General features: G+C 36.7%; 4 protein-coding genes and 2 pseudogenes. 2 read left to right on the forward strand and 4 right to left on the reverse strand.

Annotation, left to right across the window (positions count from 1 at the left end; translation table 11 throughout):
- Positions 1–217: 217 nt before the first annotated feature.
- The 3 genes and pseudogenes from AC3WSK_RS25540 to AC3WSK_RS25550 all read right to left on the reverse strand — a co-directional run bounded on the left by AC3WSK_RS25540 (position 218) and on the right by AC3WSK_RS25550 (position 3,659).
- Positions 218–2,298, reverse strand: a pseudogene (locus AC3WSK_RS25540) (serine hydrolase domain-containing protein).
- Between the two features lie 515 nt (positions 2,299–2,813).
- Positions 2,814–3,386 (reverse strand): NPCBM/NEW2 domain-containing protein, encoded by a 573-nt coding sequence (locus AC3WSK_RS25545; protein WP_079561056.1) that lies wholly within the window; start codon positions 3,384–3,386, stop codon positions 2,814–2,816.
- A gap of 96 nt (positions 3,387–3,482) precedes the next feature.
- Complete coding sequence (locus AC3WSK_RS25550; RefSeq protein ID WP_427485068.1) at positions 3,483–3,659, reverse strand: hypothetical protein; 177 nt, start codon at positions 3,657–3,659, stop codon at positions 3,483–3,485.
- 385 nt (positions 3,660–4,044) lie between these two features.
- On the opposite strand from AC3WSK_RS25550, the gene AC3WSK_RS25555 reads away from it, so the two are divergent.
- Positions 4,045–4,311 (forward strand): translation initiation factor 2, encoded by a 267-nt coding sequence (locus tag AC3WSK_RS25555; RefSeq protein WP_240518248.1) that lies wholly within the window; start codon positions 4,045–4,047, stop codon positions 4,309–4,311.
- A gap of 461 nt (positions 4,312–4,772) precedes the next feature.
- Here AC3WSK_RS25555 and AC3WSK_RS25560 read toward each other — a convergent pair.
- Positions 4,773–5,438, reverse strand: a pseudogene (locus tag AC3WSK_RS25560) (PD-(D/E)XK nuclease-like domain-containing protein); the annotation flags it as partial.
- 403 nt (positions 5,439–5,841) lie between these two features.
- Between AC3WSK_RS25560 and AC3WSK_RS25565 the strand changes: the two are divergent.
- Complete coding sequence (locus tag AC3WSK_RS25565; protein WP_492414922.1) at positions 5,842–6,498, forward strand: hypothetical protein; 657 nt, start codon at positions 5,842–5,844, stop codon at positions 6,496–6,498.
- The last annotated feature ends 142 nt before the right edge of the window (positions 6,499–6,640 follow it).

Consider the following 6,640-nt stretch of genomic DNA (forward strand, 5'->3'; position numbering starts at 1 on the left):
TATCGACGAGGCAATAATAACAAAGCCAAACATTAAAACAATGATTAAATCGAGTAAGGATGTATACACCACACTATAGACTTATTATCTTTTCCATATTTCATTGCAAATGATAAGAAAGCTTCCATGTGAGCACGGGTTAATGCATTTTGTGTTTTAAATTTTTCATCAGAATATCCATTTGCGATAACAGCTCTTACATTACTTTGAATTGGAGCTAGTTCAACGTGATTGCAATTTCCGAGTTCGGCGCGCCAGCAAATACAACCGTTCCATTCTTCGGCAGTTTTACTTTGTTATTGCCGCTCACAACGGTAAAGTTGATATTTACTCCCTTCTCATCATACACTGCGAACGAACTCTTCTCTGGCAACGTCACGGTCATCGTTTTCCCTGCTACCGCTTGTGGGATCGTAAACCATTTCGCATGCCCATTTGCTTGTAGCGTAACTTGGATGATTGGCTTGCATCAAGCTGTTTCACGTTTGTTCCACTTACGTATAACAATCCGGACATCTCCATATATTCATTACCGCCTTCTGTATAGAAACGAGATTCCGTTGTATCACGACCTGTCATCACGGGAATCTGGAGCTGATGTGCAGCCGTGTTTGGGCCTGTAATTTTTCTGCCGTCCCAATAGCCCTCTAGACCTTCACTGCGATTAATTTGTGTTGTAAGCATCATTGGTAAGAGATATTGAGCAGAACTATATTTCTCGTTTACGAGATAGAATTTAACGCCTTCCCGCTTCGCCCATGCGGCAGTGGTTTCCTTCGATAGCACATTGTCTTCTAGTTTCTCAGCTAAATATTGAGTAGCCGCTGCTTGCCCTAAACCTGGCACCGATATAAATGTGCTCTCCCTCAAATATGTTCGTCTATTCTTCTCTGTGACGAAGTTGAGCTTGGAGGTACCTGTCTCATTAATAAAGCTTCCATCCGCAGTATATACATATTTTTCTTCTGGATTAGATGGTAAGATCAGTTCTCCATTCTTCGTAATTTCTATTTTGAAATGACTGAAACTATTGCCGTAAAAACCCGCTTTCTTTGCTATGTCTTGAGGCATTTTGGCTTTGACCGGCTTGCCAAAGGATTTGTTCGGCTTGATATCCTTAATTGTGCCCTTCTCTTTAAGGGCTGCGAGCAGTAATTCAGTCGCCATCAGTTGATTTGTAGAGCTGCTACCGCCGGATGATAACACAGCCACTGCCATCTTCTGTTCAGGAAGGACGACCAGTGAAGCATGTTGCAGTCCCGTGTCACCGTTTTTAGCCAATCCCTTTAACCCATATTCACTGAATGGATGTAGTTTCACACTATCCCAGCCAAGACCATAGTTGATAATATTATCTCCATCCCCCGGCCACATTCCTTTTTTATATTCCTCTTGCTCCATCGCCCTGACTACCTTATCGGAGAGGATTCCTTTTCCATGTCCCATAAATAATTGTGAGAATCGAACCATATCTTCTGCTGTGGAAGAGATCCCTCCCGTACCAATCACATTCACCAATTCAGTAGGAAGCTGCCCTTGGTACGTTGGAAAATAAAGTCCAGCCCGCTTATCGTTTTCCCATTCGTCCTGCGGCGTTTTCGTATGATTTAACTTTAAGGGTTCTGTAAACCGTTGATGTATAAATTCGGTAAAGCTCATACCGCTGACTTTTTCCACCATAATCTCAGCCAGCGTAAAGCCGTCGTTGCAGTATACCGAGAACGCGCCAGGGTCCGCCTTCAAGCTCTGGTTGGACAATTGTCGCAACAAATTATCATGGGCATAGGTATCATTATCTTTAAATAAAAAATTATTGCTATACTCAGTACCTTGCAAGCCAGAGGAGTGGTTCAACAGCATACGTGGCGTAATACGTTTGTAACGCTCGTCTTTCATCTGGAAATCAGGAACATAGTGGACGACAGGAGTATCCAAATCGACTTTTCCTTCGTCGACCAATTTCATTACAGCCGCCGCTGCATACATTTTACTGACTGAACCAATCCCGTATTGGGTATCTTTGGTCAGCGGCTGTTTCCCTTTCATATCGTTCTTACCTGTCTGACCCGACAAAATAATTTGGCCATTATCAATTAGCGCATACTGCACACTAGTCGTCTCATAGGACTTCGTGAGTAGAGCAGCCTTCTCTGCCGCAATCTTTTTCAGTTCTTGGCTAGCAACTTCTTGGCTAACTACAACCGTAGTCTGACTGCTAGAAAACGCCATCGCTCCTGTTGGTAGGCTCATCGTTAACGCTAATGTAGCAGCTAACACCCCAGATAATTTATTTTTCATAATAGAATTGCCTCCTTAGATAAGTAATTGATTTCAAGATAAACACTTCCTAAAACCAAGAAATATTTTCTATAAATAGAATATCAAGGTTTTATTTTGCTCGTAAATACAGTAATAGACTGAAACCATATCAGGCTTAAGACTTATGCTTGATCATGACTAAGTAAATGAAAAAGACCAGCTTGGCTAAATTAGCTTTGCTGGTCATCCTCTATTATGTAGCCCTACAATATTTGTGACTTGTGCTAATTTAGCTGTTTTCATTTTACTTGTTACAGCATCACTAAAATATTCATCCGCATTAACCACTTCAATACCTCAATATTTTTCTTTGCAAGTTGGCGTTTTTATTATAGAAATCATTTCTTAGACTATACGTTAAAAATTGTTATTCACTAAGCTTCCCCATTCATTTAATTCCCTCAAATTGTTCAGCAAAACTAAAAACCAGAACGGAGAAATCCATTCTGGTTAAAGTCTAACTTTTGAGGTTCATACATCTAGGTGATTTTTATTTATTTAAACAATTTTGCATCTGCCCAGTCGGCATGATCATTGTCAATATTATCATTAGCATTAAAAGCAACTAACTCAAGTGTATTTTTCCCTGCAATATCTACTTCTACATGTTCAGCTGGTTCGTTTGATTTTTTAACCGGACTTATATACAAAATTTTGCCATCAGCAATTATCACAAAATTCACAGAACCATGACCCGGCGCTACTTGATCATCAATTCCTACATCAACTGTAAATTTAGTATACTGTCCATTCAAATTATACTTAATTGAACTATTTGAATGCGAGCCAATCCCTTTTTCATATTTCACACCTTTAATAGATAACTGTGTTTTATAAAACGATTGGTTTTTATTATAAGAAAAATAATCAGGTGTCATTTGCTCTATATCTCCTGTAACTGAAGTTGGAGTTAACTCATCACTTAAATACACAGATACAGGTGCAGCTAAAGTAGTTGTATTTCCGCCTACAAAAAATGTACAAATAGTAAGCATTAAAACCACCGCTAAACTTAATACATTAAATCGAAAACCTTTTGGATTAATAACGCGCTTTGTGTTTTTCATATCACTAGCCCCTTTCGATTTTGAAGTACATTCATATCTTTACACACGCAACCAAAATTTTCAAGAAATTTTTCAAATTGTAAATTTTGTTAAAAATTAGAACAAAAACAAAAAGACATTATTAATTGGTAGTGTAGCCTCGATACCATACTGTGCCGTTTTTGCCCCAACAATCATTTCTGCTCGCATTTCTTTGATGGCGTTACCATCCAGTGGTAGTCTGTAATCATTGAATCTAAAGCATCTGGTGGTTAGTGCTCTTTCTTTTAACATAGGTTTGCCCTCCTACGGTGTGGTATAATAATGTTGTTAAGCACCGTCAAAGGGCATAAACCAATTCGAGCTGTAGCGTCTGATCACGCTGCGGCTTTTTTGTGCATTAATCTACAAAATCAAAACCATCGTATAGCTGTTCCCAAGCCCATTGTTATAACTCTCAGCGACAGCCTCTTGGAGTTCTCCGACTGTTAGATTTTTATCAATTCCTAATTGCTCAAGGGTAAATGCCTCTTTTACTTAAGCACCTTGTAAATTCATTCAGACTAAAAAAGTAACTTCCATTTCCTCCTTTTGTTATCGAACATTTTGGTTTAAACACGAATTATAAAATAGGATACAGAATAAGATATAGAACTGATTAGTTTAGGGAGGTTAACATTTGAGTAAACACAAAGATACTTTTAATATTAATGACTTTTTATCGAATGGCGAAAATGATGCTGCTAAGCTTGCTGTAATTGGTGGACTAATTACTACATTAGGTGACGGTTTATCTACTATTGCAGCAATGATGGCTTTGGAGGAAGCTCAATCCCAACAATCAAATACCAACAATCATAGCTACTTAAATAAAATAGATGAATTAGAAAAGCAAGTTCAATATTTAACAAAGGAACTACATAAACTTAAATACTCAAGAAAATGAACCTCTTTCCCTATTACACAAAATTTATCAGACACAATCCTCATATTTTTCATTAGTTTGCTGTAACGACCTCGTTATGGTTTTTTCTTATATTGTTCAGTGAAAAATTTCGAATATTCGGATGGTTAACATAACCATGGTCTTTCGTTAAATAAATTCCTATACTAGTAACATCTTATATACTGAGGTGGATAATATTGAATATATTCAAAACATCGGAAACATCAAAAACAAAGAAAACTGCTTTATCAAATGGCTGGACTCTAACAAAAAGTTGTGTAGACATATCTGTATTTAGCCATTCGCCCTCGCCTCTCCTTATATTCGAATTTTTACCATAGATTTATTAACAATCAGGTTAGGAAATAAAAAATAATTTCCCGGGTAAGCGCAGGAAATGACAAGTAAACCCTTAAGAAAAACTTTGTGGGTTACATTATTCATCCATTTTCACCACCTAATCAAATTTCGAATGTACCTTCTAACTTCTTTGTGGACCCGCAATATCCGCACCTATCACATCTATGTGGCTTTTTACGACCTTGTTTCGCTGCTATAATGTTTGCTAGCATCGTTTGAACATATTCCTTTTCAAAGTCGAAACGCCCTGAATTCAAGTGTAAAACTGATTTATCTGGCGGCGATTCTTTAGTTACTGCCACAATCTATAGATCATAGTAGCGACCTGTATTTTGATAGATGATCTCTCGATACACCCACATCTGCAGCACGTAATCGAAGGCTTGTACAAATGAAACCAAAGTATTATATTTCTCGCTCCAGTGGCGTTTCCTAAGCTCTTGAGTACTCTTTAAATCACTGAAAAATCCACGTTCATGATTGATGTTGTCTACTTTGATTTTCCACCCTACACCAAATAATTCGCCTGTATAGATAACCTCTTTTTCACCTTGCAAAGCGAACATACAAATCTCGTCATTTTTAATGGTATCAATCATGTCGTCAGCTTTTTCGTAGTCCTTATACTTGTTGCCACGATTGTTATAAATGGTGTGGTGATTTAGCTCTTTAAATTCAGTGAATGCCTCATTACTTTCAAATGCAGCGTGTAAATATGAGCCGACCATTAAAGCTGTAGAGGGAAGACGAGAAAACTCGCCCCTTACCTCTGCTAACGCTAAAAAACACTCGTATTTTAAACGAGTGTTTCGTGACTTTTATGACAACCATTTCGGCGGTGTGTTTTTCTCCCAGAGTTCAAATGATTTTATATTATGTATTTCCCTATAAATAGATTGCTGTATTATCAACGTTCTATAGTGTACCACACTTTTTGATTTTAATATTATTGTATATTTTCAAATACTCTTTTGGGGTACATCTGGGGTACCAAACATTTTTATGTACTTTCTACATTCATGCGGTTAACTATAATGTTTAATACCTCTATGTCAATACTCTAGCATTTATGTAATTATACCTACCTATTCCAATTACTTACTGACAACACATGCCAATGTTGATATAATCTAATAGTACTAACAACATATACAAAGGAGACTGTTTTACATGAAAAAACCATTCTACAAAAAATGGTGGTTTATCTTAATCGTTGCATTGTTTGTAATCGGTGCCATTGCTGGTGGTGGAGACAAGAAGGAAGATGCGAAGAAAGATAATACGACGAACCAAGAAGAATCAGCTAAAAAAGAAGTTTCGACTGAAACAAAAGAAAATAAAGAGCAGGCAAAAGAAGAAGATAAATTAAAGGAAGAAAAAGCTGAAAAGGAAGAAAAGAAAAAGAACAAGGATGAAGATCTTGCTGATAAAGCAAAAAAAATAATTACAGATAAACTAGGCAAAAAGAACAATCAAAAAAAGGACACTGTCAAAAGCTATGCTGTTACTAATGAAGATAACGGTAAGGGATTTATCGTTCAATTAAATGCTAACGAAAACTTTTCAGTAAATATGACTAAAAAAGGGATGTGGATGGATTCCAAAAAAATTCTTGAGCCCCTTAGTAAAATGAACGATTTTGAAAAAGTCAAAGTGCATTGGTATTACCCACTTGTTGATACTTATGGAAATGAAAAAGATGTATTAGTGATGTCATTTGACATTGACAAAGCTACTTTAAATAAAATTAAATGGGATAATTTTTTAACTGACAATGTACCGAAAGTTGTAAATAACTACTTTGAACATGCTGCATTGAAAGAATAGGTCACTCAAATGAGTAAGTTTAGACCATATGACGAATAAACATAAAAAGTACCAGGTACTCACTTTTATGAACTGAACCCTATAAAGTAGACAGTTTAATAAAAGACCATTTGCTACATTAAACAGCGATTAAATGACTTCG

It is taken from the genome of Lysinibacillus sp. EB271-A1-10B, from assembly GCF_058791335.1.

Coding starts and splice junctions, on each gene's coding strand:
- AC3WSK_RS25550 (WP_427485068.1), bottom strand. CDS start 3,659: ATGTTAAAAGAAAGAGCACTAACCACCAGATGCTTTAGATTCAATGAT.
- AC3WSK_RS25545 (WP_079561056.1), bottom strand. CDS start 3,386: ATGAAAAACACAAAGCGCGTTATTAATCCAAAAGGTTTTCGATTTAAT.
- AC3WSK_RS25565 (WP_492414922.1), top strand. CDS start 5,842: ATGAAAAAACCATTCTACAAAAAATGGTGGTTTATCTTAATCGTTGCA.